Source organism: Kiloniella laminariae, assembly GCF_027214005.1.
GTDB lineage: Bacteria > Pseudomonadota > Alphaproteobacteria > Kiloniellales > Kiloniellaceae > Kiloniella > Kiloniella laminariae_A.
This window is the reverse complement of sequence record NZ_JAPWGY010000004.1, coordinates 142,587-168,245: the sequence shown is the minus strand read 5'-3', so window position 1 is coordinate 168,245 and position 25,659 is coordinate 142,587. Positions and strand designations below refer to the sequence as shown.

Annotated in this window: 22 protein-coding genes; 6 read left to right on the top strand and 16 right to left on the bottom strand. The window is 53.3% G+C overall.

The window, feature by feature from the left end; translation table 11 throughout:
- The gene (locus tag O4H49_RS13240) at positions 1 to 912 is read left to right on the top strand and encodes a lysophospholipid acyltransferase family protein (protein ID WP_269423914.1); all 912 of its coding nucleotides are present in this window, start codon (positions 1 to 3) and stop codon (positions 910 to 912) included.
- Between the two features lie 29 nt (positions 913 to 941).
- Here O4H49_RS13240 and O4H49_RS13235 read toward each other — a convergent pair whose 3' ends face one another.
- On the bottom strand, positions 942 to 1,757 hold the full coding sequence (locus tag O4H49_RS13235) for a M23 family metallopeptidase (protein ID WP_269423913.1): 816 nt from the start codon (positions 1,755 to 1,757) through the stop codon (positions 942 to 944).
- On the bottom strand, positions 1,757 to 3,322 hold the full coding sequence (xseA, locus tag O4H49_RS13230) for an exodeoxyribonuclease VII large subunit (RefSeq protein ID WP_269423912.1): 1,566 nt from the start codon (positions 3,320 to 3,322) through the stop codon (positions 1,757 to 1,759). Before xseA ends, O4H49_RS13235 begins: the two co-directional genes overlap by 1 nt.
- A gap of 182 nt (positions 3,323 to 3,504) precedes the next feature.
- Between xseA and purD the strand changes: the two genes are divergently transcribed.
- Positions 3,505 to 4,779: a phosphoribosylamine--glycine ligase gene (gene purD, locus O4H49_RS13225; RefSeq protein ID WP_269423911.1), complete on the top strand. Its 1,275-nt coding sequence runs from the start codon at positions 3,505 to 3,507 to the stop codon at positions 4,777 to 4,779.
- 3 nt (positions 4,780 to 4,782) lie between these two features.
- Here the strand turns inward: purD and O4H49_RS13220 are convergent, their stop codons facing one another.
- Positions 4,783 to 5,229 (bottom strand): nucleoside deaminase, encoded by a 447-nt coding sequence (locus O4H49_RS13220; RefSeq protein ID WP_269424049.1) that lies wholly within the window; start codon positions 5,227 to 5,229, stop codon positions 4,783 to 4,785.
- A gap of 193 nt (positions 5,230 to 5,422) precedes the next feature.
- On the opposite strand from O4H49_RS13220, the gene O4H49_RS13215 reads away from it, so the two are divergent.
- The gene (locus O4H49_RS13215) at positions 5,423 to 6,703 is read left to right on the top strand and encodes a pseudouridine synthase (RefSeq protein WP_269423910.1); all 1,281 of its coding nucleotides are present in this window, start codon (positions 5,423 to 5,425) and stop codon (positions 6,701 to 6,703) included.
- Between the two features lies 1 nt (position 6,704).
- Positions 6,705 to 7,292, top strand: a complete 588-nt coding sequence (gene rsmD, locus O4H49_RS13210; RefSeq protein WP_269423909.1) for a 16S rRNA (guanine(966)-N(2))-methyltransferase RsmD — start codon at positions 6,705 to 6,707, stop codon at positions 7,290 to 7,292.
- Positions 7,293 to 7,318: 26 nt separating this feature from the next.
- Here rsmD and O4H49_RS13205 read toward each other — a convergent pair whose 3' ends face one another.
- The 10 genes from O4H49_RS13205 to O4H49_RS13160 all read right to left on the bottom strand — a co-directional run bounded on the left by O4H49_RS13205 (position 7,319) and on the right by O4H49_RS13160 (position 20,664).
- The gene (locus O4H49_RS13205; RefSeq protein ID WP_269423908.1) at positions 7,319 to 8,455 is read right to left on the bottom strand and encodes a DUF3095 domain-containing protein; all 1,137 of its coding nucleotides are present in this window, start codon (positions 8,453 to 8,455) and stop codon (positions 7,319 to 7,321) included.
- Positions 8,456 to 8,529: 74 nt separating this feature from the next.
- Positions 8,530 to 10,443, bottom strand: a complete 1,914-nt coding sequence (mutL, locus tag O4H49_RS13200; protein WP_269423907.1) for a DNA mismatch repair endonuclease MutL — start codon at positions 10,441 to 10,443, stop codon at positions 8,530 to 8,532.
- A 28-nt stretch (positions 10,444 to 10,471) separates the two neighbouring features.
- On the bottom strand, positions 10,472 to 11,791 hold the full coding sequence (locus tag O4H49_RS13195) for a glucose-6-phosphate isomerase (protein ID WP_269423906.1): 1,320 nt from the start codon (positions 11,789 to 11,791) through the stop codon (positions 10,472 to 10,474).
- Between the two features lie 116 nt (positions 11,792 to 11,907).
- Positions 11,908 to 13,302, bottom strand: coding sequence for a M16 family metallopeptidase (locus tag O4H49_RS13190; protein ID WP_269423905.1), 1,395 nt, complete (start codon positions 13,300 to 13,302; stop codon positions 11,908 to 11,910).
- Complete coding sequence (locus O4H49_RS13185; RefSeq protein WP_269423904.1) at positions 13,299 to 14,660, bottom strand: M16 family metallopeptidase; 1,362 nt, start codon at positions 14,658 to 14,660, stop codon at positions 13,299 to 13,301. The genes O4H49_RS13190 and O4H49_RS13185 overlap by 4 nt, the downstream gene beginning before the upstream one ends.
- A gap of 258 nt (positions 14,661 to 14,918) precedes the next feature.
- Positions 14,919 to 15,500, bottom strand: a complete 582-nt coding sequence (locus tag O4H49_RS13180; protein ID WP_269423903.1) for a DUF3035 domain-containing protein — start codon at positions 15,498 to 15,500, stop codon at positions 14,919 to 14,921.
- A 30-nt stretch (positions 15,501 to 15,530) separates the two neighbouring features.
- Positions 15,531 to 16,052, bottom strand: a complete 522-nt coding sequence (lspA, locus tag O4H49_RS13175; RefSeq protein WP_269423902.1) for a signal peptidase II — start codon at positions 16,050 to 16,052, stop codon at positions 15,531 to 15,533.
- Between the two features lie 2 nt (positions 16,053 to 16,054).
- Complete coding sequence (gene ileS, locus O4H49_RS13170) at positions 16,055 to 18,895, bottom strand: isoleucine--tRNA ligase (RefSeq protein ID WP_269423901.1); 2,841 nt, start codon at positions 18,893 to 18,895, stop codon at positions 16,055 to 16,057.
- A 30-nt stretch (positions 18,896 to 18,925) separates the two neighbouring features.
- The gene (locus tag O4H49_RS13165; RefSeq protein WP_269423900.1) at positions 18,926 to 19,921 is read right to left on the bottom strand and encodes a bifunctional riboflavin kinase/FAD synthetase; all 996 of its coding nucleotides are present in this window, start codon (positions 19,919 to 19,921) and stop codon (positions 18,926 to 18,928) included.
- 323 nt (positions 19,922 to 20,244) lie between these two features.
- Positions 20,245 to 20,664 carry a MaoC family dehydratase gene (locus O4H49_RS13160; RefSeq protein WP_269423899.1) on the bottom strand — a complete coding sequence of 140 codons (420 nt, stop codon included), beginning with the start codon at positions 20,662 to 20,664 and terminating at the stop codon, positions 20,245 to 20,247.
- Positions 20,665 to 20,896: 232 nt separating this feature from the next.
- On the opposite strand from O4H49_RS13160, the gene O4H49_RS13155 reads away from it, so the two are divergent.
- Positions 20,897 to 21,331, top strand: coding sequence for a DUF2846 domain-containing protein (locus O4H49_RS13155; protein ID WP_269423898.1), 435 nt, complete (start codon positions 20,897 to 20,899; stop codon positions 21,329 to 21,331).
- A 25-nt stretch (positions 21,332 to 21,356) separates the two neighbouring features.
- Here O4H49_RS13155 and O4H49_RS13150 read toward each other — a convergent pair whose 3' ends face one another.
- The 3 genes from O4H49_RS13150 to O4H49_RS13140 form a co-directional block, all read right to left on the bottom strand.
- The gene (locus O4H49_RS13150) at positions 21,357 to 23,141 is read right to left on the bottom strand and encodes an RsmB/NOP family class I SAM-dependent RNA methyltransferase (RefSeq protein WP_269423897.1); all 1,785 of its coding nucleotides are present in this window, start codon (positions 23,139 to 23,141) and stop codon (positions 21,357 to 21,359) included.
- Positions 23,142 to 23,150: 9 nt separating this feature from the next.
- Positions 23,151 to 23,504 carry an arsenate reductase gene (locus O4H49_RS13145; RefSeq protein ID WP_269423896.1) on the bottom strand — a complete coding sequence of 118 codons (354 nt, stop codon included), beginning with the start codon at positions 23,502 to 23,504 and terminating at the stop codon, positions 23,151 to 23,153.
- Positions 23,505 to 23,607: 103 nt separating this feature from the next.
- Positions 23,608 to 24,270: an NnrU family protein gene (locus O4H49_RS13140; RefSeq protein WP_269423895.1), complete on the bottom strand. Its 663-nt coding sequence runs from the start codon at positions 24,268 to 24,270 to the stop codon at positions 23,608 to 23,610.
- A 196-nt stretch (positions 24,271 to 24,466) separates the two neighbouring features.
- Between O4H49_RS13140 and O4H49_RS13135 the strand changes: the two genes are divergently transcribed.
- Entirely contained in the window at positions 24,467 to 25,654 is a 1,188-nt protein-coding gene (locus O4H49_RS13135; protein ID WP_269423894.1) for an NAD(P)/FAD-dependent oxidoreductase, read from the top strand.
- Positions 25,655 to 25,659 lie beyond the last annotated feature (5 nt).

The window sequence follows — 25,659 nt, the reverse complement described above, 5'->3', positions numbered from 1 at the left end:
ATGAACTCTGTTCCCACTTACCGTCACAGATTTGAAGCTCTTGGCTTGCGCGCCCTTTTACGTCTGGTTCGCCTTTTTCCAGTTCAGGCCTGTTCGAATTTTGGCGGGTTTCTTGGTCGGTCTATTGGCCCTTCACTCGGCATTACCCGCAAGGCGGATTTGAACCTGAAACTGGCTTTGCCAGAGCTTTCTGCAACTGAGCGCAAGCAGATAATCCGGGACATGTGGGATAATCTCGGCCGGGTTATCTTCGAATACCCCCATCTGCGGGAAATTGTCCAGAAGCACGACCAATACATCACAGTAAGCGGGCTGGAGAAGTTCCAGCAACCGCGCAAAGAGGGCAAAGCCCTGCTTTTTATCGGTGCCCATATTGGCAATTGGGAAATTCTGCCGATGACGGCAGCGTTGCTCGGCTATCCCCAGACCATTCTTGTGCGCCAGCCTAACAACCCGCTTGTTGCCAAAATAATTGACGATATCCGGACCTCAACCGGAAATCATTCAGCATCCAAGGGCGTGGATGGCGCGAGAGCCTCCTTAAAGGCACTTCGTAACAAAGAGGCTGTTGGCTTGCTTGCCGACCAGAAGATGAATGACGGGGTCGAAGTTCCCTTCTTTGGAATCCCGGCAATGAGCCCTGCCGCTCCGGCCATTCTCGGGGCAAAAACAGACGTTGCAGTCTTTCCCATTCAATGCAAACGAACTGGGCCAGCCTCTTTTCATCTGATCTGCCATGATGCGCTCGAGTTCCCCAACAGTGGCAAACGAGACCAGGATTGTCTCGAAGGCATGACAGAACTAAACCGGATTTTCGAAGGCTGGATCAGAGAAACACCCGGCCAATGGCTCTGGCTTCATCGCCGCTGGCCAAAGGCCGCTTACAAAAAACTGAAGGAAAAGAGCGAATAAAACCTGTTTTGCCCGACTCAGTCGTGCATTTACTGCGGCATAGCCTCAACCAGTGTTTGCGGGTCAACCCGCTGCTCGAACCAGTTCATCCGCCAATCCAGATGCGGCCCGGTAACACGTCCCGTTGCACCAAGGGTTCCGAGTTGATCCCCAGACTTGAGATACTCCCCGACACGAACCGTCACACTGTCCATATGCAGAAAGGTCGAGGACAGGCCATGTCCATGATCCAGAATAACCGTCCCGCCTGAATAATAGAGATCCGGCTCGGCCAGGGTGACAATCCCCTCTGCCGGGGCCAGTATCGGCGTCCCCACAGGTGCGGCAACGTCAACACCATAATGTGGTCGTTTGGGCACCCCGTTAAAAACTCTCTGACTGCCATAAACCCCTGAGATCCGCCCCTGTGCAGGCCAGGAAAATCCAGAGGCAAACATCGGCTTGTCGATATCATCCTTACGGGCAGCAGCAACGAGCTGTGCATCCCTGCTGATCCGCTCCGTCACCTCTTTTGGCGGGGAAACATATTTCTGCTCAACGCCTTCAATCTTCTGAATGTCGTAATCCCGGCGGGCGATCTCCAGTTTCTGGATAAGTGGCGCTTGACCCGGTGCGATAACCGTTAGGAGAGCCTGTGGTTCTGCGTCGCGATCAAAGCCGAAGACAAAATCCCCGACTGCCGAGACTCTCAAGGCCTGCCCATCCAGCAAAATTTGTGAACCCGGCGCCGTTTTGCCGATAATGATTCCCCCCTGGATGAGCTGACCTTTTAACGAAACAGCCTCTTCCCCCAAGACAGCACCCGTTTGCAGTAACAATACAAAAAGAAGTGGAATCAATCGCATTACAAAAGGCTCCCCTGAACAGCGTCGCCTGGAATACCCGGTTTCTTTTTCTGTTTGGAACCGGATTTCCCCGAAGCTCCACTGGAAGTGGCTGAAGGATTTGTCTCGCTCCCGGCAACAGCCGCGACAGAACGATCATTGGCAAACTCAATATTCAGATGCATACCGTCGGATATCTGGTCCGGAGCGAGCACAGCACCATCTTCACCCCGCACAACGGAAAATCCGCGTTTCAGTACATTTTTATAGGACACACTCTCAAGGACACGATCCAGAGATTGCAGGGCCGTGGCACTCCGTTCAAGACGAAGCCCTGTTGCCGCCTGCATACGTCGCGCCGCATCCAGCTGATCAAATTCTTGTTGCCGTTTGGGCAGGACCTGCCTCAGGGAAACAGACATACGCTCTTTCAAACTGTCGAGTTGATGGCTTGCCAACAGGATCTGCTGTCTGGGATGGGGCAGGCGTGCCGAAATTTCTGAAAGCTGCGCTGTGTGGTTGCGTAAATAACCACGCACTGCATTGCGCATCCTCTCCACCCGATCATCCAGCCGCTGGGTTTTCTCTTCTACCAGTCGCCGAGGATCTGGGAGCCCTCTTGCAAGAGCTTCAAGTTGCATTTTTCGTTCATTGAGCAGGCGATTTGCCCCGGCATAGATCCGGCGTCCGATTTCCTGATTTTCACCGATCAGATCAGCCCGTACCGGCACCGCCATTTCCGCAGCCGCTGTTGGCGTCGGCGCCCGACGGTCTGATGCAAAATCAATCAGCGTAGTATCGGTCTCGTGCCCGACAGCCGAAATCAGCGGAATCGCCGAGTTCGCTGCAGCCCGCACCACAACTTCCTCGTTAAAAGCCCAGAGATCCTCAAGACTTCCGCCACCACGGGCAACAATCAGAACATCCGGGCGTGGTACAGGGCCTGTCAGGGGAAGCTTGTTAAAGCCTTCAATCGCCCTGGCAATCTGCTCTGCCGCCCCATCGCCCTGCACCAGAACAGGCCAGACCAGAACGCGACGCGGGAAACGATCTGAAAGCCGGTGCATGATATCCCGGATAACTGCCCCCGTCGGCGACGTCACCACACCGATTACTTCCGGCAAAAAGGGAATACGACGTTTGCGTTCTTCGGCGAAGAGTCCTTCTCCGGCCAACATACGCTTGCGCTCTTCAAGTAACTTGAGCAGCGCACCTTCGCCAGCCAGTTCCATACTCTCGATAACAATCTGATAGTTCGAGCGTCCCGGATAACTGGTAATCCGCCCGGTGACAATGACTTCAAGACCATCCTGGGGGCGGATCGAAAGCTTGCTTGCAACACCGCGCCAGCAGATAACGCTAAGCACCGCATTATCGTCTTTCAGAGACATATACATATGCCCTGAAGCAGCCTGCTTGAAACCTGATATCTCCCCGCGTACCCGCACGCGATCAAATCGGGTTTCAAGCTCGCGTTTGATCGAGTTGGAAATCTCTGAAACACTGAGCGCAGGGGCGTTATTTCCGCGTTCAGTGGTTCCCGAAGCGGCTGGAGCAGAAGGTGGGGGTGTGAAAAGATCGTTCATGCCCGCATCCTAAACAGCCCCGTTGGGAAAGTCGACAGAGCAAAGCTGTGATTCCGCCCCGGAAGCAGAAATATTTCTGCCTCAATCAGAGGCCTGAGTCTGGTCTTGAGCAGCGGAATAGGGCATAAGCTTGCCAGAATTATGAACCTGAAATATCGACCTGTCAAAACCGGGAGCCTGAAATGAAAATTCTCGTCGTTGGATCTGGTGGCCGAGAGCATGCCCTCAGCTGGTCTATCGCCAAATCGCCTCTCTGCGAGAAACTCTACTGTGCTCCCGGGAACGCTGGCATAGCCGAAGTCGCAGAATGCCTGCCGATCAAGGCAGAAGATCTCGATGGGCTGGTCAATTTTGTTCAGAAAAATGATATTGGCTTTGTTGTCGTTGGCGCCGAGGCACAACTTGTTGCCGGGCTTGTCGACAGGCTTGAGACAATAGGCATTCCGGCCTTTGGCCCCTCGGCTGCTGCCGCACAGCTGGAAGGCTCAAAAGGCTATATGAAAGACTTCTGCGCCAAGTACAATATCCCGACAGCGGCCTACGCGCGCTTTACCGATCTGGCAAAAGCCCAGGCTTATCTTGAGGAACAGGGCGCACCGATTGTTATCAAAACTGACGGTCTGGCAGCAGGAAAAGGCGTTACCGTTGCCATGAGCATGGAAGAAGCCAAACAGGCCCTGGAAGAGGCTCTCTCTGGCCGGGCTTTTGGTGACGCCGGAACCGAAGTCGTGATTGAGGAATTCATGCAGGGCGAAGAAGTCAGCTTCTTTGTCCTCACCGACGGCGAGAATTACCTGCCTCTTGCTTCTGCGCAAGATCACAAGCGTGTCGGAGAAGGTGACACCGGCCCGAACACAGGCGGAATGGGGGCTTACTCTCCTGCCCCTGTTTTAACTGCAGAGCTCGAGCAACAGACACTCGAACGGCTGATCAAACCAACGATCGAAGGCATGAAATCAGAAGGTCACCCCTATAAAGGCGTGTTGTTTGCAGGTCTGATGCTGACGGACCAAGGCCCAAGACTGATCGAATACAACGTTCGCTTTGGTGATCCCGAATGCCAGACTCTTTGCCTGCGCCTCAAATCAGATCTCCTGCCAGCGCTTATCGCAACAGCAAAGGGCGGTCTTGATAAAATTGACCTCGAGTGGCATGACGAAACCGCACTACTCGTGGTTATGGCCGCCAAAGGTTATCCGGGCAGTTACGAAAAAAACACCCGGATTGACGGATTGGAACAGGCCAATGCGACAACAGGTGTGACTGTTTTTCATGCAGGAACAGCCCGTGACAGCAACGGGAACCTTCTCGCTACAGGCGGGCGGGTGCTTGGCGTTACAGCCTTGGGTTCAGATATCCGGACCGCTCAGAAAAATGCCTATCAGGCGGTTGACCAGATTTCCTGGCCAGATGGTATTTGTCGCAGGGATATCGGCTGGCGCGAACTCAGCCGCTGATTTCTAGTCAGAGGCGTTCCGGCGGGACTGAAAAAACTCCTTGAGCAAAGTCGCACAGGCCTCTTCACTCAGCCCTCCATAAACCTCTGGTTTGTGGTGACAGGTCGCCTGTTCATAGATCCGGGGGCCGTGATCCACACCGCCTCCTTTGGGGTCATAGGCGCCATAGTAAACCCGCCGTAAACGGGCGAAGGATATCGCCGTGGCGCAAAGCGGACAGGGTTCCAGCGTCACATAAAGGTCACAGTCACCCAATCGGGGACTTCCCTGCATCTCACAGGCGGCTCTGATCACCAGCACCTCAGCATGTGCTGTGGGATCATTGTCCCTCTCCACCCTGTTGTGCGCCTGTGCCAGAACCCGCCCGGTCGAACTCTCGACAATCACGGCTCCAACCGGCACTTCCCCGGCTTGCGCAGCCCTATTTGCCTCGCCCAGGGCGATTGCCATGGCTTCTCCGGGCTTCTTGCAATAAACTGTGTGCTGATCACTTTTCATGCCGTCGACTTTCCTTGCAAATACGCCCTTGGTCAAGGGGGTGATCAGATACCAGATCATCTCAAGGCGGAGCTTAAATAAACGCATAGGTCTTTTGCTCTATTCACAGTAGACAGCCGACCTTCTCAGGCATACATTCCCGGCCATGACAAAACCAACAAAACCCAGAACCACAAAATCCGGAGCCCCGCGCTCAACCAGCACCCAAACCCGCTCTGGCGGAAAGGGAAGAGCTTTTGACGACAGGTCCTTTGACGACAGATCTCCTGAACGGAAATCATCCGGATCACGTCCAGCCAGAGGCAAACCTGCTGACAGCAGAGCATCATCTGTGCGGAAAGGAGGCTCCCCCTCCTCTCGTCCTCGCAGAGATGGCAAGGATGTAGCAACAGGGACAGCTCCGGCTGGGCCAGCTTTTGTTGCGGCTCCCGCCTCGAACAAGGAAGAGCGCATTGCCAAGGTCATCGCCCGGGCAGGCCTCTGTTCACGCCGCGATGCCGAGCGCTGGATTGCCGAAGGTCGGGTACAGCTCGACGGCAAGCTGCTCGACAGCCCGGCGGTGGTTGTTGGACCCAAGAGCCAGATCAAGGTTGATGGTGTCGCACTGCCCCAGGCAGAACGCGCCCGCCTGTGGAAGTTTCATAAGCCAAAGGGACTGATCACAGCGGTTCGCGACCCCGAAGGCAGACCAACTGTCTTTGACAATCTGCCAAAGGATCTGCCCCGCCTTCAACCTGTCGGACGGCTCGATTTCAATTCCGAAGGCCTGTTGCTCTTTACCAATGACGGCGAAATCAAACGACGGCTCGAGCTGCCTTCAACAGGATGGAAACGCCGCTACCGGGTTCGTGTTCATGGTCAGGTAGAGGAACACCACATCAAGGCTCTGGCCGATGGCCTGAACATCGACGGCATTCAATACGGACCGATCGAGGCGACAATAGCTCATCAGGCTCAGACCAATGCCTGGATGCTGATGTCCCTGCGCGAAGGGAAAAACCGGGAAATTCGCCGGGTTTGCGAACATCTTGGCTTAATTGTTAACCGACTGCTCCGCATTTCCTACGGCCCGTTCCAGTTAGGCGACCTTCCGCCGGGGGAAATTACCGAAATCCCGCCTCGCTTGCTGAAAGACCAACTGGGTCTGCAGGGAGAGGAAGCCGATACTGATCCTGAAGACACCCCTGCCAAAGGGGGGAAGCGGCCTCCGCTGAAAGGCCGAGCGGCTTCAACAAAGCCGGGAGGAAGTGGCCCTCGTGATGCCAAACGGACCTCAATTTCAAAAGCTGGTGCAGGGAAGCAAAGCTCCCGTCGCGAAGCGCCAAAGCGTGAGGCCTCAAAACACGAAAGCAGTGACCGACCCGCGAGTAAAAGACCTGCTGCCAAAGGAAAAGGTCGCTTGACCCTCAAAGGCAAGCGTTCCTGATATGCGCATTGTTGGAGGCCGACATCGCGGACGACCGCTTAGCTGTCCGGAGGGAAATATTGCCCGCCCGACCCAGGATCGTACCCGTGAATCACTCTTCAACATCCTGTTACAGGGGGATGTCAGCAAGGGCCTGCTGCCCTCTGGTACTGCGCGACTTCTGGTCGATCAGCATGTTCTTGATGTCTTTGCCGGAACCGGGGCCTTGGGGCTGGAAGCCCTTTCCCGTGGCGCTCGAAAAGTTACCTTTATCGAAAAAGCCCCGGAGAGCCTTGCCGCTCTCCGGGAAAATGTCAAAAGCCTGCGCGAGCAAGTCGCTACTCATGTGATTGCCGCTGACGTTCTTGCTCCCCCCAAAGCCACTGAAGCCTGTAGCCTGATCCTGATGGATGCCCCTTATAATCAGGGTCTGAGTGATCCGGCGATTGCCGCGCTGGATCGTGCCGGATGGATCGCTCCCACAGCCCTGATCGCTGCCGAGGCAGAAGCCAAGGAAACTCTCACGGCCCCTCCGGATTTTGAGCTGGTCGATACCCGAAAATACGGCAAAGCCAGAATCTTCTTTTTCCTCAGAACCGAAGCCGTTTAAATCAGTGTGCTTGGTTAGACTGGTGGCTATGACTGGGCTTTAAGCTCTTTGGCTGCCATCGCATAGCCCCCATCAGCGCCATCAATGAAATGAAGGTGCTGCGAACAGGCGAAGTCCAGAACCAGGCAGGTCATCAATGCTTCCGGGGACAGGTGAAGACCATAGCGGATAATCCCGGCAGAGCGTTTTTCTTCCAGATATTTTCTCAGATCAGCAATGGATTCAGGGCGGCAATCGACAACCATGCGCACCATGTCGTCAAATTTCCTGAAATCCGAGTTGCTGCGCAGTTCTTTCAGATAGACTTCCGGTTTGTACGGTCCATGCTGTGCATTGATCCAATGAGCCACCCGGTGCCATACCTTGGTCAGAATTTGCAGGAAAAAGGGCCTGATGAAGCCACCCTTTCCGGCACTTAGGGTAAAGTTTTCCAGTGTAAAATCTTCGAAAAACTTTCTGATCTTCAAGTCAGCAATTTTGACCGGATTGATATCTTCAACATCGCGTTCAATGATTCCCTGCACCTCCTCGACAACCCGCTGGTAATCGGCTTCTTCATGAGCCTGGATCAACAGTGTCAGTATCGTACCATTCCGGGGTTTCAAAGGTTGCCAGCGACAGCTCAGGCCTTCCAGATTTGGCAATCTGTCGGAAATCTCCTGTTTGCAATACTGGCCTGTGCTATCTGCCTTGATTATCTGGTCCGCCAGGTCCAGACCACCGCCACTGAACAGCGCAAGGTTGTTCCCCGGAGAAAGCTCCAGACGCGCAACCAGAACATCTTTTCCCATTTTTCTGATTTGGCTTAAGGGAACTGCACCAACCCTGAGCTCCAGATCAAAGAACTCACGCCCGAAGTGTTGGACGGCCAGAAGCTCTTTTACCAGATCAGGCTGTTGTGCACTTGAGCAGAGAAAGCTTGCACCATCACCCCCAAAGACAAAGGGGATTTTAGCACCCCCCAACAGGTTAAACACAGCCGTGATCCCTGCTGCACCCAACATATTGATATCTTTGTAACGTCCGTTCTGGATAGCCTTGGTCGAATGGACGACATCTGTTGTCACAACCCACCAGCCTTCGGGCACCGGATGATAAAAGTCTTTGGAAAAGGCATCAGCAAAACGTTTCGCTGGGGGCAACGTCAGAAAATCGAATTCCATAGATCACCTTCACTCGCCAGAGGGAATTTCCATATGGAACAGTCAGACAACCTGCCCCTCTTATACGTAGTGCTTCATCTTCGTGAAAAAAGCTTTTCGATGTCAGTCAGCTTCAATTCTATATAGGTCGGCCTGCCGTGATTGCATTGACCAGAATGGGGGGTCACTTCCATCTGCCGTAACAGCGCATTCATTTCCTCGCTGTTCAGTCGCCGCCCTGATCGTACTGATCCATGACAGGCCATGGTTCCGAGCACCCGCTCTACGCGTTCTTTCAGCGCCAGTGTCTCGCCCAGTTCGGCCAGTTCATCAGCAAGATCCATGACAAGCGCCGTTGCATTGGCTCGCTCGCCAAGAATCGCCGGGACCTCTCGCACGACGACAGCACCAGGACCAAATGCCTCCAGAACCAGACCAAGCTCTGCCAGTTCCTCCGCCCGTTTAACCAAACGATGTGCGGCGTCTTCGTCCAGTTCGACCACTTCCGGCAGCAGCAACATCTGGGACTTCACGCCCTGTGCCGCCATCTGTTCTTTCATTTTCTCCAAAACAAGCCGTTCATGTGCAGCATGCTGGTCGACAATAACGATACCTGTTTCTGTCTGCGCAATGATATAATTCTCGTGATATTGCGCCCGTGCCGCCCCCAGAGGATGTGCAGCATGGTCAAAAGCCTCAGGCTCTCCTGTTCCCTCTGACGGAGAACTCCAACGATTTCCCGCCTCAGCCAATCCCGGAACAGGATCTCCGCTGCGTGCCTGGGGTATAAAACTCTCTGATCCAGGCAAGGCCGTCTGGCTGTTTCCAAGGGGGGCCTGTGCTGCAAAAACTGCCTCTGACAAGCGACCAGATGGATAGCTCACAGAAGGTCGTGGTTGCCAGCTATAAGCCCCACCAGAACGTCCCTCTGCCCCCCCCTGTTCCTGACGGCTTCTCGCCGCCTCCAACATACCGAGAGCCGAATTGGCAACAGATGTAGAAGCGCGATGCCCGGCCTCAGCCAGGGCATGTTTGCAAGCCCCGACAATCAGCCCGCGGACCAGTGCCGCATCGCGGAAACGGACTTCAGTTTTGGCCGGATGGACGTTGACATCAACCATCTCTGGCGGCATTTCCAGAAACAGGGCCAGCAAGGGATGACGATCGCGCGCCAGAAAATCCTGATAGGCTCCGCGAACAGCGCCTTGCAACAGACGATCCTTGACCGGGCGACCATTGACAAACAGATACTGGTGCTGGGCATTGCCGCGGTTCAGTGTGGGCAGACCGATATAGCCCGATAGTGTAAGGTATTCCCTTTCGGCATCAACCCTGAGAGCATTTTCCCCAAACTCTCTGGCCATAACCGAGGACAGGCGTTTCAGACGCGCTTCGAAAAGGTCTCCGCCATTCGCTGGTAAGCGCAGCAAGGTACGTTTTTCATCGGAGAGGGAAAAACCGACTTCCGGATGCGCCATCGCCAGACGCTTCATGACATCTTCGGCATGACTGAGCTCTGTCCTTGCGACCTTGAGAAACTTCAGTCGTGCCGGAGTGGCAAAAAACAGATCCCTGATCTCGACCCTGGTACCCGGATTACAGGCAGCAGGTTGAACAGGCGAAACAGTGCCTCCTTCGACCCGAATCATCCAGGCATCTTCCGCCTGTTTTTCGCGGCTGGTAATCTGAAGGCGCGCCACCGCGCCAATTGAGGGCAATGCCTCTCCCCGAAACCCCAGTGTTTCAATATGAACCAGATCATCGCTGGGAAGCTTGGAGGTGGCATGCCGCTCGATACAGAGAGACAGCCCCTCTTTGCTCATCCCGCAACCATCATCGCTCACAGCGATATAGCTGCGCCCACCGTCGCGCATCTGTACATCAATATGAGTCGCCCCGGCATCCAGAGCGTTCTCCACCAGTTCCTTTACTGCCGCAGCCGGACGCTCAAGAACCTCTCCAGCAGCAATCTGGTTGACCAGGGTTTCCGGAAGACGGCGGATAGACAAAACGAACTCCTGTTCAGAACAAAGCGATCTATGCGGCGCTGTTGTCATTCAGATCCCGCAAGAAACGACGGGCAAGAACCTTGCCCTGCTCTACAGCAGGTTGATCATAGGGATTCACACCCAAAAGATCAGCGGCGATCACCGTTTCAAGCATGTAGTGCATGGTCAGCGCCCCAAGCGCCTGCTCGTCAATCTGATTCAACGTGATCTTGCGCACCGGCCGACCATTCTTGGCCAGGGTTTGCGCCGTGGCTTCAGCAGATACCGTCAAGAGATCACCCAATGTCCGGCCACGCAGATAACTCAACGTATCCTCACCATCAGGCAAGGCGGAATCCACCGGCAAACCTTCACCGCGGGCATCATGATAGATCATGGTGAACATCTTGTCCTGAGGACCATCAAGATAAAGCTGCAACTGACTGTGCTGGTCAACAGTTCCCAGAGCCCGGATCGGGGTTGTTCCCTTGCCTTCCTTGCCCAGACTTTCAGCCCAGAGCTGGTTATACCAGAGACCCAGATCCGCCAGACGATCCTCATAGGGCATGATCACCGTTTGGGAAATATTGCGCTGCCGTAACAGGCCTGTGGCAACAGAAGCTCCGACAACCGGGGCAATCGCCTCCATATCCTTTGTGTTCAGTGCCTGGTGAACCACTTTGGCTGCTGCCTCCCGCAACGCATTGACATCAAGGCCTGCGATCATGGCAGGTAACAGTCCGACAATCGTCAAAAGGCAGAAACGTCCGCCGATCAGCGGATTCTGGTCCAGACACTCCAGCCCAAGATCCCGGGCAAGCTTGCGCAAGGGATTGGGTTTTGGCTCGGTGATAATTGTCACCCTTTCCGCCAGCTTATCCGGGCCATAGGCCTTCTGGAAAGCCGGGAGCAAGGCCATAAACTGCGCCACCGTCTCGGCAGTCGATCCTGATTTTGAAAGCGTAATCAGACCTGTGGTCGAAATATCCAGTCTTTTGAGCAGGACAGCAAAACTGTAGGGATCAATGTTGTCCACGAAATGCAGCCGTGGCCCTCCGTTGACCGGACCAAAGGGACTGTTCGCCAGACCATAAAGCGTTCGCCCGCCAAGAGATGATCCCCCGGTTCCCAAAACGATCACATCACTACAATTATCCCGATATGACGAAACCAGTGACTGGCAGGCAACAAGATCTTCACGCTCTTCCGGAATGGAAAGAAACGGCAGACGGCCACTGTCTTTGTCTTCTTTCAAGCGCACAAGGCTTTGCGCACAACTGGCAAGTTGCTCGTCAAATATCTGGCGCTTAAGGCCACCTTCACCAAGGAATTCCTCAAGGCAAAAATTTACATCGTGAGTATAAGACATCGTATCCACAGATTATTTTCTATCGGCAACAGCCGACGCGCTGAAACTGAACCGTAACAAACTGGGGTTTGTACCAAAAGCACAAACACTCCCTGGTTTCCATGAAACCTGATTGATCAGCGTCTTGGCACCGGATTTTCCTCTTTCAATCCCACAGGATCCCCCGCGACAATAACGGTCAGGCTATCCGCATCATACAGTCTGCGCGCAACACGCCGGGCATCCTCCAGCGTCACCGCCTCCAGATAGCTGTTCCGCTTATCCAGATAATCAATACCCAGTTTGTTAAGCTGCATCGCCAAAAGAATATCCGAAACCTGTTCCGTGCTGGTAAAATTCAGCGGAAAAGATCCCGTCAGATAGGTTACCGCATCGGACAGTTCCTGCTGGCTCGGCCCTTCATCTGCCATCAGGCGCCATTGATCCCGAATAATCTGGATGGACTCAGAAACCCGGTCATTTTGGGTTGCCACAGTCGCAATAAGAAGTGGTGCCTGCTCTTGGGCGGAGAGATAGCTGCCAACGGAGTAGGCCAAACCTCTCTTTTCTCGGACCTCCTGATAAAGGCGTGAGGAGAAGCTCCCTCCTCCCAGAATATGGTTCACGATAACCGCGGCATAATAATCGGGATCATCACGCGCGATACCGACCTGAGCCAACAAAACTTCGCTTTGGGGGATGTCTTCTTTAATCACAATGGTTCCCCCTGCTACTGCAGGAGTAACATCAACAATCTCGCTGGACCTGGATTGTTCTGCAACGCCCGAGAAGGCCTGATCCAGAACGATCCCGAGTTCTTCAGCCGAAATATCCCCAACGGCTGCAACAGTAAGATTATCCTGTCCGATAAAGTTACTCATGTAGTGCCGCATATCCTCGACAGCAATCGACGAAAGGCTTTCAGGCGTCCCATCATTTGGGCGCCCGAAAACATGACCGGGGTAGAACAGCTGTCTGAGAGTATCCTGGGTCTTGTAGTTGGGATCTTCCTGACGACGTTCGAGTGTCAGCTTGATTTGAGAGCGGATTCTTTCTACCGGTTCCGGGTCAAATCGGGGCTCTGTCAGGGCTGAACGCAACAGCTCGATTGCCGTGGCCTGATTTTTTTTCAACGTAAAAAGGCTTCCATTCAGCTGGTCGCGCCCTGCATCAAAACGGAGTGAAATGGAAAGATCGTTCAATTTTCCCTGGAATGCTTGAGAATCAAGATCCCCGGAGCCCTCATCAATTGTCGCTGCAACAAAATTTGCCAAGCCTTCTTTACCGTGAGGATCTACAGAAGACCCTCCACCGAAAGCAAAATTGATCGCAACAATAGGGTTTCTAGGGTTTTCCACCAGCCAGGCCTTTATCCCGCCCGGAGAAACCACCTGCTTGACCTCTACCGCAAACGATGATCCCGGGAGAGCTGTTGTCAGGAGGAACGAGATGAGGAGAAGATACAAGAGTTTGCTGCCAGACTTGGCCAATTTCCCGGCAAAGGAGCTGTGGCTATCAAGAAAAAAACTCATTCTGTTACTTCCTCGGACAGTCCTGCAGGCAACAACACACCGGTCACCGACTGATTGGCAACAACAATCTGTTTCATGGCGCGATTAACATCTTCTGGTGTTACCTCGGCAATGCGTTCAGGCCAGTTCTCTACATCTGCTACCGTACGCCCTGTCGTCAGGGCACGGCCGAATATATTGGGGGCCGCCGAAAGCGGGTCGCGGGCAAATACTGCAGCATCAGCCATCCGGCTCTGCGCTTTCCGGACGTCTTCCGCCGTTACCCCGGTTTCAATAATTTTCTGAATCTCCTCGCGCAGACGACTTTCTGCCTGTTCAAGAGGAATGTCAGGGCGTGGAGAAATATAGAAAATAAAACTGCCCAGATCATAGGCCCCTGGATTATAGGAGGTGCCAACAGAAGCTGCCGTTCCCTCCTCAATTGCCAGTGTTTTATACAATTTGCTTGTTGCACCACTGCCAATGATTTCATCCAGAACCTGCAAGGCAAAGGGATCATTGCCTTCTGCCGTGCGATAACTCGGGGCAAGATACCGTATTGAGAGCGTTGGACTGGTGACCAGCTTGCTCTCCAGCTCGACCCGACGGGCTGCATTCTGGGGAGGTTCGGATATCCGGTTTCGTTCCGGGACATCGCGCGCAGGAATCACGCCATAGAATTTCTCTGCCAGAGGCCGGACCTCTTCGGCTGTGGTATCTCCAGCAATTATCAGCACAGCATTATTCGGCGCGTACCATTTGTGATAAAACCGCAAAGCGGTCTCGGTGCTGAGCTCCTCGATTTCATGATCCCATCCAATGACAGGTATCCGGTAGGGATGATTAAGATACTGACTCGCCTGCATGACTTCTCCAAGCTGAGCAGCCGGATTGTTATCAACCCTGCTCCGACGTTCTTCCCGCACCACTTCGCGTTCAGGCAGAACGATGTCATCCGTCAGAACCAATCCGGTCATTCTATCTGCTTCAAGTTCCATCACGAGTGCCAGGCGATCCTTGGCAACCGTCTGGTGGTAAGCAGTGTAATCCCACGAGGTGAAAGCATTTTCTTCCCCCCCATTCTTAGCCACGATGGCCGAGAACTCGCCGTTTTTAAACCGTTTGGTTCCCTTAAACATCAAATGCTCAAGGAAATGGGCATTCCCGGATTCTCCGGCCACTTCATCTGCAGCACCAACCTTGTACCACAGCATCTGTGTGACAATCGGCGCGCGATGATTGGAAATCACCACCACCTGCAACCCGTTATCAAGGCTGAAGGTCTCTGGTTTGAAGATTTCGGCGTGAACAGGATTAGCCCCGGCGAGAAAACACAGTCCGGCAATCACGGAAGACAAGCACTTCAGTTTGGAAAACATGACTCTATTCATGAGCAGATCGGTTCGCCCCTTATCCCAGGAGAGAGTTTCCCCTGATGCTAGGAAAATAAGTAGATCCTGTTCAATCTCTACACAAGGGTGGCGGATAAATTTATCCACCGGAAACCGGTTTTGATCACACCGAATACCATTGAGGAACAGGAACAGAGTTTATGTCGGTTTCCATAACGCCCAGCTTGGCTCCGACGTAAAAAAGCTCCGGAGAACCGGAGCTTTTAGACTGGGTTACGCTTGGCGTTAGAAGATGCCATCCAGAACACCTTCAAGAGGTGCCTCGCGGTTGCGGACAATCGTCGGTGTTTCACCTTTTCCTCTGGTACCAAGGGCTGCATTTTCCTGCAAGCGTTTGGCTTCCTTGACCGGATCAACCACAGAATTTGGTGTCGGCTGGTCTTTCCAGAAAATCAGGGTATCGACCACCTGTTCGCTCTCCGCATTCAGCTGGCGGGTTTCACGATCAACCAACAACCGGATATCACTTGGCGCCTCGTCGGCACCAGCTGATTTCAGCAAGGACATCTCACCTTCACTACGGTTGCCTTGGGACAAGGCAAAGTCTTCAGCTGGCCCGGCACTGCCGTCCAGATTGAAGACCGCCCGACGGGCTTTCCCTTGCGGGGATGCTTCCTGCGGGCGCAATGCGCCCGGGCGGGGCGGGGCAAGGTTATAATCAGGTGGCAAGCTCAAAGGAGCACGCGATACAACTTTGAACTCATCGGGAGAGCGTTTGCCCAAACCGATCTGTTCTTTCAAGGTATCACCGCATCCGGTAACTGCGAGGGAGATCCCGAGGACTCCCAAAATTTTCAAACTTTTCATCCGTTCAACCTGCGTCCCTTTAAAAGGTCCCTATTTATTACCCTTAGATTGCGTCAAGAACAAGCCATCACAGAGTAAAATCACCACACCGATAAAAATCGTGCTGTCTGCCAGATTAAATGCGGGCCAGGGATTGAAAATCTGCCAGGGAAGCCACGAAAGGGTAAAGCTGAGGAAATCCACCACACCAACATGGAGGATCCGGTCAATCACATTTCCCATCGCTCCCCCACAAATCAGACCCACGGACAGGGCCAATCTGCAGGATGGTTCTTTATACAACCAGACAAACATGCCAATGACGATTGCCATAGCAGCCCCCGCAAGGATGAAGGGACGCCAAGGGGAATCACTTCCAAAAAGACCGAAGCTCACCCCCGTATTGTAGGTGAGAACCAGATCAAAAAAGTCTGTAACCTCAATAACGCGAGGCGGGTTCATCACTTCGATCAGAATGAACCACTTGCTCGCCTGATCCAGCCCGAGAATCAGGATCGCCAGGAGCAAAGCCCGGATCAACATCGCTGAACCTTTTGTTGTCACCCCGTTCATTTTTATGACTTCACCAGAACGTCCGCACAACGGCTGCAGGTATCTTCGGCCTGAGGATGGCTTCCGACGTCCGGCAAAACCTTCCAGCAACGCTGACACTTGTCCCCTTCTGCGATATCGACAACGACACCGACACCTTCCACGTCCTGAATCCTGTAGGCCTCCTCTGGAGCATCCGCACTAACCAGCTCGATCTGGGAAGTAATACAGATATCTGCCATATCAAGATCACCAATGGCTTCCATCAGTTCATTACGGGAAACATAGACTGCCGGACGGGCCTGGAGGCTGGATCCGATTTTCTTTTCTGCCCGCAGAACTTCAATTGCACCGGTAACGACCCGGCGCACTTCACGAATTTTATCCCAACGGCTTGCCAGCTCTTCATTCTTCCAACTCGCCGGAATTTCGGCAAAAGTACGCAGATGAACAGACTCTTCAGCGCCTTTTTTGCCCCGGGCCAGCCAGGCTTCTTCAGTGGTAAAGCAAAGGATCGGTGCCAGCCATGCTGTCAGACTATCAAAAAGAATATCGATAACCGTGCGGGCTGCACGACGTACTGTGCTGTCAGAAGCGTCACAATAGAGCGCATCCTTACGCAGATCGAGATAGAAAGCAGACAGATCTACAGCACAGAAATTGTGCAGCGCCTGGAACATTGCATGATAGTCATAGTCATCACAGCTTTTTCGAACGATCACATCAAGCTCTGTCAGGCGATGCAGAACCCACTTTTCCAGTTCAGGCATCTCTTCAGCAGGCAGGCGTTCCTCATCCGAGAAACCGTCCAGGCTTCCCAACAGAAAGCGCAGCGTGTTTCGCAGGCGACGATAGGCGTCGGCCTGATATTTGAGGATTTCATCACCAACACGCAAATCCTGGGAATAATCCGAAGCCACCACCCACAGACGCAGAATATCAGCACCATATTTGGCAATGATTTCTGCTGGAGCGATAATGTTGCCCAAGGACTTGGACATCTTGCGGCCCTTGTCATCCAGCACAAAGCCATGGGTCAGAACCGCATCGTAGGGAGCGCGGTTTCTGGTTCCCGCAGATTCCAGCAGTGAGGTATGGAACCAGCCCCGATGTTGATCCGAACCTTCAAGATAGAGATCCGCTGGCCATTTCAGCTCGGGACGAGCTTCCAGCACAAAGCTGTGGGTAGAGCCGGAATCAAACCAGACCTCGATCACATCCATGATCTGTTCGAAATCGTCTGCTTTATACTCATTCCCCAAGAAACGTTCAGGCGCGCTGTTAAACCAGGCATCTCCACCTTCAGCATGGAAAGCAGCGACAATCCGGTCGAGAACTTTCTGATCTCTTAGTGGTTCACCGGTTTTCTTTTCCATGAAAATCGGCAAGGGCACTCCCCAGACACGCTGGCGTGAAACACACCAGTCGGGGCGCCCCTCAACCATTTTATAGAGTCTGTTACTTCCCTGCTCTGGCACAAAGCGGGTGTCATCAATTGCCTTGAGCGCCTTTTTCCGGAGATCATTGGTCTCCATGGAAATAAACCACTGTGGCGTGCTGCGGAAAATCAATGGTGCTTTTGAACGCCAGGAATGCGGATAGCTATGACGCATGGATCCTTTAGCCAACAACCCGCCGGTATCAATCAGGGCCTTGATCGCTTTGCCATTGGCATCACCCGGCTTGCCTTCCTGGGTATAGACGCAAGCGCCGGCAAAGAAGGGAACATGATCATAATAGATCCCGGCTTCATCCAGCATCATCGGCACTTCAAGACCGTGTTTACGCCCCAGTTCATTATCGTCGGCACCATGACTTGGTGCAATATGGACAAACCCCGTACCAGCTTCATTGGTGACAAAGTCGGCCTGCAGCAAAGGGACTTCATAGTCATACCCGCCATCGGCACCTTCAAGGCCACGCAACGGATGCTGAGCACGAACTTCAGTCAGGTCTGAGACAACACCGACTTCCCGCCACTTCTCGATCCGAGCATCAAGACGTACCTGTTCGGACAATTCGCGATTGAGAACCAGACGTTCCCCAACCTTGGCCAAACTGCCTTCGCCAAGTGCCTCAACCTCGTACACCACGTATTCAAACTCAGCGCCACAGGCTACAGCCCGGTTGGCCGGAATGGTCCAGGGTGTCGTTGTCCAGATGACAATAGAGGCGCCCTCAAGCAGCGGATCCTTGCTGCTGGCAATCGGGAAACGCACCCAGATGGTCGGCGATTTGTGCTCATGGTATTCGACTTCGGCGTCCGCCAGGGCAGTTTTCTCGACAACGGACCAGAGCACCGCCTTGGTGCCCATGTAAAGTCCCTTGTTCATCAGAAACTTGCCCATCTCTTTTACAATCAGGGCTTCCGAGGCAAAGTCCATTGTCTTGTATGGCTTGTCCCAGTCAGCCTCAATCCCGAGGCGCTTGAACTCATCGATCTGGGTTGCAATCCATTTATCTGCAAACTCGCGACACTCCTTGCGGAATTCGATGACAGGAACTTCGTCCTTGTCCTGTCCGCGTGCGCGATAGCCCTCTTCAATTTTCCACTCGATCGGCAGGCCGTGACAATCCCATCCCGGAACATAGTGGGCATTCTTGCCCATCATCTGCTGAGAGCGGTTGATAACATCTTTCAGCACCTTGTTCAGGGCATGTCCCATGTGAAGGTGACCGTTTGCGTAGGGAGGACCATCGTGAAGAACGAACTTTTCACGATCCTTGCTCGTCGCACGCAGTTTTTCGAACAGGCCAATATCAATCCAGTGCTTCAGGATTTCCGGCTCTTTTGCCGGCAGTCCTGCACGCATGGGGAAATCGGTCTTGGGGAGAAAAACTGTATCTTTATAATCCGTGCTCATGGAGCCACTCTTCCGTCTACGATATTGGGCTTATTCTTCACTTGCTGTCGGAACAACAAGCTCTAGGGGATGATCTCGTAACGACAGCAAAAGCTCTCTGGCCTGCTTGCTGTCCTTGTCGATCTGTTCTTTCAGGGCCGTCAGCCCATCAAATTTCTTTTCGGGGCGGAGATATTCCACGATTTGCACCCGAAGGTCCATATCATAAATATCTTCATCAAAGTCAAAGATAAAGACCTCAAGATTAACCGTATCTCCGTCCAGGGTCGGGCGCGTACCGATGTTGGCAACACCGTGATACCAGTGGGTGCGTCCCAGACCTTCGACCCCTGCCTTGGCAACGCGTACGGCATAGACCCCGAGAGCCGGAACAAGATAGTTATCCATTGACAGGTTGGCCGTTGGAAAGCCGATTGTCCTGCCCCGCTGGAAACCATGCAGGACCGGACCATCAATTTCCCAGTAACGTCCAAGAATTTTTGCCGCGGCAACAGGCTTTCCCTGCTGCAGATAATCACGCACCCTTGACGAGGAAAGAGCCGCGCCACTTTGGTCTGTCACAGCTTTTGCTGCATGGACAGAAAAGCCGTGCTCAGCCCCCATCTTCTCCAGCAGCTGGGCATTGCCCTGACGATCTTTACCAAAGCAGAAGTCCCATCCAATCACCAACTGTTTGGCACCGAGGTCCCGAACCAGTGTATCCAGGACAAAGGCCTCGGCAGACTGTTGCGAGAATTCCCTGGTGAAATCCTGGACAAAAACATGATCCACCCCGGCTTTATGCAAAGCATGAGCCTTTGCAATCATCGGTGTCAGTCGAAAACAGGGCCGATCGGGCTGAAACAGAGACCGCGGGTGCGGTTCAAAAGTCAGGACCGCCAGCGGCAAATTGAGTTTTTTGGCACTCTTGCCAGCCTGTTCTATGACAGCCTGGTGACCAAGATGCACCCCGTCAAAATTGCCAATCGCGACAACGGCGCCCCTGGCTTCAGCGGGTAAATTGGAAAAATTATGAAAAACTGCCATGTTCTGATCTGGCCCTGCTTATCCCATATATATCCCCGACAGACATAGTCACAGCCTTGTTCTACTTGCCGCGCCCGTACTGTTTCGAAGAGATAGCTACCCGAGCCCCATTAACCGGGGACTCGCTTCAAGCGCCTATGAATACTCGCTCAGCAAGCGCTTGAAAACAGGCGAGTGGCCTTTTTCCAAAAGAATACCCGGGAAATGCGCTGATACTTGTGTTGAACAGCCCGATAAAACACCCGGGAGAACCCCGAAAAAAAATCAGAGAAATAAAATCAGAGAAAACCAGAAATACCAAAGTTCTTCAGACACACCGCAGATCAGGCGCGGGAAGAGACCATGATCACAGCTTCACCTTCAAGAACCGTCTTGCCAGAAACCTGACAAAAGGTTTCAAGAACAACGCGTTTCTTCTCGACAATAACTTCTTTCACCCGTGCGGTAGCAGTCACAGTATCGCCAATGCGTACAGGTGCCTTGAATTTCAGCGACTGCGAAAGATAAATACTGCCCGGGCCAGGTAATTTTGTGCCCAGAACAGCCGAGAGAAAAGAGGCTGTCAGCATTCCATGGGCAATGCGGCCTTCAAAAACACTCGTCCGCGCCAGCTCTTCGTTGATATGTACCGGGTTCGTATCACCGGAAATTCCGGAAAACAGCACAATGTCAGCTTCCGTCACTGTTTTGGCGAAAGATGCTTCCATCCCTGCACTGAGATCTTCAAGATAATAACCCTGCATACCTATTCCCCTGTTAAACCGTTGCCAGCCCAAAAAATTATTGTTTTATTTCGCGATAGGGCGAATAACTGTAATTTACTGTCTCACGCTAGCTTTTCAAAGAATGTAAAACAAGCTATTTTTGCACTGCAGCAAACCACCTGACCGCAAGGGACGATGGTATATAAACTCAGGTTGTCCTTTTGTGAGTCCCCGTTTTACTATGAGCCATCAATTCAGCTCTGGAACAGTGATGCTCTATCAATCTCTAAAGACCACTATAGGCTTTCTTGTCCTTGCATTGCTTGTCGCTTGTGGCCCGGATAAAAATGCCCGTCCGATCACCAGCAGCCTCCCCCAGGCTTCATCTGAGCAGGCCCGGATTTATTTCTATCGCTCAAAAGTCCCTTTTCTTGCCGCGGTGCAGCCTGAATTTCTGGTCAACGGCAAAGCAGTGGGAACCGCTGTGCTCAACCAGGTATTTTTCCGGGATGCATTACCCGGAAACTATGAAATCCAGATTTCCTCGCACATGAAGAAAATATTGCCGCTGACCCTAAAGCCGGGAGAGACCTATTATATACGGGCATTCGGCACGACGTCGGTGATAAGAACCTATTTGACAATCGAAGAGGTGTCAGAAGAAGAAGCCCTGGAGGATCTTAAAGGGCAAAAGCTTCTTCCCTGAACATTCTAACTATCACATTCAACTATCAGTTCACTGACTTGTCTTCTTCTTGGGCAGGAACAGCAATCGGGGCAGCATCCTCACGCACCAACACAGCGGCAAAGAAACCATCTGTCTCATCTCGCGCCGGGCTCAAACGCAACATATCGCCAATGTGTTCAGGCATTTCCCGGGGCATCCGCTCTTTCCAGATTTCAGCTACGGGTAAAAGTTTGAAATCAGGCCGGGAACGGAGAAACTTTTCGACCTGCTCTTCATTCTCGTCAGGCAACAGCGAACAGGTTGCATAGACCAGCCGCCCCCCAGGCTTTACCAGACGGGCCGCAGAAGTCAGGATGCTTTCCTGCAAGGCAACCAGCTCAGCCAGATCCTCTTCATCACGCCGCCATTTGGAATCAGGCGAGCGCCGCCAGGCTCCGGTTCCACTGCAAGGGGCATCAACCAGAACCCGATCAAATTTGCCCTTGTTCTTCTTGACCCAAGGGTCCCGTTCACTTTCAAGAATTTTACGCTCGGCATTGAACACACCCGCACGTTTTAGACGCTGTGCAGCACGTGCCAGGCGCTTGCTGTGGACATCAGCTGCAACCAATTGGCCCCTGTTGTCCATATCTGCGGCAAGCGCCAGGGTCTTTCCACCCGCGCCCGCACAGAAATCAATCACTCTCTGACCGGGCTCAACAGCCACCAGTACAGACAAAACCTGAGACCCGGCATCCTGAATCTCGATCTCTCCCCGTTCATAAAACGGCAGATGGGCTTTTTTCGGATCGTTCAAAACGCGGATACCGTGGGGAAGCCAGTCAATTGCTTCAGCCTTACAACCCGCTTTTTCCAGACGCGGAAGCAGATCTTCACGATTTCCCTTGAAAGGATTAACCCTTAGATCAAGCGGGGCAGACCCATTGAGCGCTGCAGCTTCTTCACCAAACCGCTCTCCAAAGACGGCACGCAAGCCGCTTTCAGCCCAAGGGGGACATTCGTTCATTGCCCCTTCCGGCATGGTTTCTTCCGCCAGATTTTTTCCTTCCATCGAGCTCAAAACCCGGGCCTCGGAATCTGTCAGACGCGCAAGATATCCGCCACCGCCACGGCAAAGCGCTGTGATATCAGCCACAGACTTGTTATAGGTCAACGCCAGATCCGCCAACAGAAGCTTACGCAGCTGCTTTGTCTGTCCCTTGATCTCAAGCCACCAGAGCAATCGGCGGTAGCGCCGGATAACACCCCAGACCATATCGCGAATGCGGCTATGATCCCGATCGGTCAGACGCCCTTTGATATTGGCAAAGTGTGATGCAAGCTCCCGGTCAATCGGACTGTTGGTTGCCGAAGCATTTTCCAGAATTTGGTGCACATGAAACAGTAAACGGCCCAGCGGGAGATCAACGCGCTGGAAATCCCGTCCGGGGCGCGCCCCGCTTTTGGGGCGTTCGTCTTCTACTTTCAAGGCCGAGGCGCGGGTCTCTAACACAGGTGTCTGCCGGACAGATCTGTCTGGTTTTACCGTCCTGTTTTTATCACTGTCGGTCTTTTGGTAACTGGGCTTTTGATAACCAGGCTTTTGGTCGCGCGAACGTCCATGAGGACGGTCCGATGCAGAACTGCCCGATCTTCCGCCAGATCGTTCCTCAAAACGATCTCCAGAACGGTCGGCTGAACGATCAGTTGAACGACCAACCGGTCGCTTCGAGGACGGAGCGTCTTCCTTTGGCGCCCTGCTGGCAGTGAAGCGTTCTTTTCGGGCCTGTTGTTTTTCAGGTCCGCTAAGGACTTTACCGCTCTTCTTTGGATCAGACCTGTCAGCCATACGCGTTTCCTAAAGTCCCAGTGTTTCTTGTTCAGCTTTGGTGAACCCGACAACGACAGTGTTTCCAGTCTCGAACACAGGTCGTTTGATCAGGGTCGGGTTTTCCATCATCAGTTTTTTTGCCGAAGCAGCATCAATCGCTTCTTTCACTCCATCGGGCAGCGCGCGCCAGCTTGTACCGCGTCGATTAAGTAGTTTGTCCCAGCTGACAACCTTGAGCCAGCGATCAAGCTGCTGCTCCGACAGTCCATCAACACGAAAGTCGTGATAACTGTGAGGCAGGGCCTTGTCGGCAAAAACCTTCAGGGCCTTGCGACAGGTATCACAGTTTTTGATTCCATGGATCGTGGTGGTCACAGCCATCGGTTACTTCCAGATATAATTCATGAACAGTCTCGATTGATGCTCTAGGTAAAGATCTGCGCGAAAAATGCAAGCAAACTCCGTCTGGCAAAACGCAATGCTGCTACCCGCTGCCCAAAGATGCCAGTGGCGAAACACCGATAAGCTGGCCATGATAGCTCAACGCCAGACCATAAACCACAAACCCGATGGCGGGGCCCATTATTCCCAAACGTGGAAGGACATCATCGGGTTGAAGCTTCAACCGAGCCAATCCAGGCAGGTATCCCGTCTGGGACAGAAACAGCCGGTCCCGTTCTTCAGAAGAGTGACGGCGCTGATAATCGCTCCAGAACATCGCCAGAATGCTATAGCCCCCCAGCCCCCCGAAAAGGAGAACAGCGGCCTGATCGCCATTTACCAGAAGATGACCGAAACAGGCCAGCGCCACACCGCTCAACATGGGGTGCCGGGTCAAACGTTGCGTCCCGCGTGAGACATAGGAACTGACCAGAAGAATCAGGGCAAGCGGCATGATAAGAAAGCTCTGAAGCAATATCGCGATGCGTCCACTCTGCCAGTATTCCTGAAAGTCACTGACTGCATAACCGTGGAGAGCCACAGCAAAACTGATCAGGGACAGAAGAGCAAAAACACCCTTATACGGCCCTTCACCCAGACGCCGAGCCAAAACAGACCGTAAGGACCGGCTCGCTGTCGCCAGATGCAACAGCGCGAAGACCAGAAGTCCGCCGATCAGCATCACCGTTCCCATCTGCTCAGCCATTGCCCTGTTCTCCCCGCTTTTGTCTTTTCAGCAAGCCAGCCTCAAGGCTCCCAGCATATGTCATACCCGGCAGAGGACAAGCCTGAAATCCATGGCACCGAGCTTTGGATGCCCCGAAACAAGGAGCTTGTTCTTGGATTTAAATCTGTTTTCAGGTAAGACCCACATCTTAATCGCCATTACAGAGTAAAAGCAGATGCAAAGCTGGGATGTGATCATCATCGGTGCAGGGGCAGCAGGCCTGATGTGTGCCATCGAGGCAGGCAAGCGGGGCCGCAAGGTTCTGGTTCTTGATCATGCCACGAAACTCTGCGAGAAAATCCGCATTTCCGGCGGCGGACGTTGCAATTTCACCAATATCCACACCACGGCGGCTGATTTCCTTTCAAACAACCGTCACTTTGCCAAGTCAGCTCTGGCGCGCTACACGCCACGCGATTTTCTTGATCTGGTGGAAAAACACAGCATCAAATGGCACGAGAAAACATTGGGTCAGCTGTTTTGTGATACCTCAGCACAAGAGATCATCAACCTGTTACTGGAAGAATGCCGTTCTGCCTCCGTCACCATCAAGCATCCTGTGACTGTCAAGAACGTGCGCCCCTTGCCAAAACAGGCCTCGGGAGAAAAATTCTCTCTTGAAAGCAGTGACGGCACCCTGTGCTGTCACTCTCTGGTGATCGCGACAGGCGGCCTGTCCATTCCCAAAATCGGCGCGACAGATTTTGGTCACCGGATTGCAAAGCAATTTGGTGTGCCTCTGACGCCCCTGCGCCCGGCTCTGGTACCTCTGACTCTTGACGCAGCCGACAAGGAATTCTGCAAAACGTTAAGCGGTGTCTCTCAGAACTGCATCACCTCGGTCAAAAAGCAGAAATTTCAGGAAAATCTCCTCTTCACTCACCGCGGCCTCAGCGGTCCGGCCATTCTCCAGATCTCCTCCTATTGGGAGCCGGGGAAAAGCATTACCCTCAATCTGCTGCCCGATCACAATATCGAGGCCGATCTGACCGCGGCTGAAAACAGCAAAAAAACCCTGACCAATGTCCTGGCGCCTTTCCTGAGCAAACGCTTTGCCCAGGAGTGGGTTGAACGCTACGCCCAGAACAGGACCCCCGCAGATCTCGGCAGCAAGAAACTGCGCAAGATCGCCGAAGATATCCATAACTGGGTCATTACCCCGGCAGGTGATGAAGGTTATGCCAAGGCCGAAGTCACTCTGGGCGGCGTCGACACCAAAGACCTTTCATCCGCCACCATGGAAAGCAAAACCCAGCCCGGCCTGTTTTTTATCGGCGAGGTGATGGATGTCACCGGGCATCTCGGCGGCTTCAACTTCCAGTGGGCCTGGGCCTGTGGTCATGCTGCCGGGCAAGCCGTATAGCTGCT

What these genes read in the sequence shown, in the direction of transcription:
- O4H49_RS13220 (WP_269424049.1), bottom strand. Translation starts at nt 5,229, where the DNA reads ATGGCAATCGCCCTGGGCGAGGCAAATAGGGCTGCGCAAGCCGGGGAA.
- xseA (WP_269423912.1), bottom strand. Translation starts at nt 3,322, where the DNA reads ATGAACGATCTTTTCACACCCCCACCTTCTGCTCCAGCCGCTTCGGGA.
- purD (WP_269423911.1), top strand. Translation starts at nt 3,505, where the DNA reads ATGAAAATTCTCGTCGTTGGATCTGGTGGCCGAGAGCATGCCCTCAGC.
- O4H49_RS13140 (WP_269423895.1), bottom strand. Translation starts at nt 24,270, where the DNA reads ATGGCTGAGCAGATGGGAACGGTGATGCTGATCGGCGGACTTCTGGTC.
- O4H49_RS13145 (WP_269423896.1), bottom strand. Translation starts at nt 23,504, where the DNA reads ATGGCTGTGACCACCACGATCCATGGAATCAAAAACTGTGATACCTGT.
- O4H49_RS13235 (WP_269423913.1), bottom strand. Translation starts at nt 1,757, where the DNA reads ATGCGATTGATTCCACTTCTTTTTGTATTGTTACTGCAAACGGGTGCT.
- O4H49_RS13205 (WP_269423908.1), bottom strand. Translation starts at nt 8,455, where the DNA reads ATGGAATTCGATTTTCTGACGTTGCCCCCAGCGAAACGTTTTGCTGAT.
- O4H49_RS13150 (WP_269423897.1), bottom strand. Translation starts at nt 23,141, where the DNA reads ATGGCTGACAGGTCTGATCCAAAGAAGAGCGGTAAAGTCCTTAGCGGA.
- O4H49_RS13135 (WP_269423894.1), top strand. Translation starts at nt 24,467, where the DNA reads ATGCAAAGCTGGGATGTGATCATCATCGGTGCAGGGGCAGCAGGCCTG.
- O4H49_RS13190 (WP_269423905.1), bottom strand. Translation starts at nt 13,302, where the DNA reads ATGAGTTTTTTTCTTGATAGCCACAGCTCCTTTGCCGGGAAATTGGCC.
- lspA (WP_269423902.1), bottom strand. Translation starts at nt 16,052, where the DNA reads ATGAACGGGGTGACAACAAAAGGTTCAGCGATGTTGATCCGGGCTTTG.
- rsmD (WP_269423909.1), top strand. Translation starts at nt 6,705, where the DNA reads ATGCGCATTGTTGGAGGCCGACATCGCGGACGACCGCTTAGCTGTCCG.
- O4H49_RS13240 (WP_269423914.1), top strand. Translation starts at nt 1, where the DNA reads ATGAACTCTGTTCCCACTTACCGTCACAGATTTGAAGCTCTTGGCTTG.
- O4H49_RS13160 (WP_269423899.1), bottom strand. Translation starts at nt 20,664, where the DNA reads ATGCAGGGTTATTATCTTGAAGATCTCAGTGCAGGGATGGAAGCATCT.
- O4H49_RS13185 (WP_269423904.1), bottom strand. Translation starts at nt 14,660, where the DNA reads ATGTTTTCCAAACTGAAGTGCTTGTCTTCCGTGATTGCCGGACTGTGT.
- O4H49_RS13180 (WP_269423903.1), bottom strand. Translation starts at nt 15,500, where the DNA reads ATGAAAAGTTTGAAAATTTTGGGAGTCCTCGGGATCTCCCTCGCAGTT.
- O4H49_RS13165 (WP_269423900.1), bottom strand. Translation starts at nt 19,921, where the DNA reads ATGGCAGTTTTTCATAATTTTTCCAATTTACCCGCTGAAGCCAGGGGC.
- O4H49_RS13215 (WP_269423910.1), top strand. Translation starts at nt 5,423, where the DNA reads ATGACAAAACCAACAAAACCCAGAACCACAAAATCCGGAGCCCCGCGC.
- ileS (WP_269423901.1), bottom strand. Translation starts at nt 18,895, where the DNA reads ATGAGCACGGATTATAAAGATACAGTTTTTCTCCCCAAGACCGATTTC.
- O4H49_RS13155 (WP_269423898.1), top strand. Translation starts at nt 20,897, where the DNA reads ATGCTCTATCAATCTCTAAAGACCACTATAGGCTTTCTTGTCCTTGCA.
- O4H49_RS13195 (WP_269423906.1), bottom strand. Translation starts at nt 11,791, where the DNA reads ATGTCTTATACTCACGATGTAAATTTTTGCCTTGAGGAATTCCTTGGT.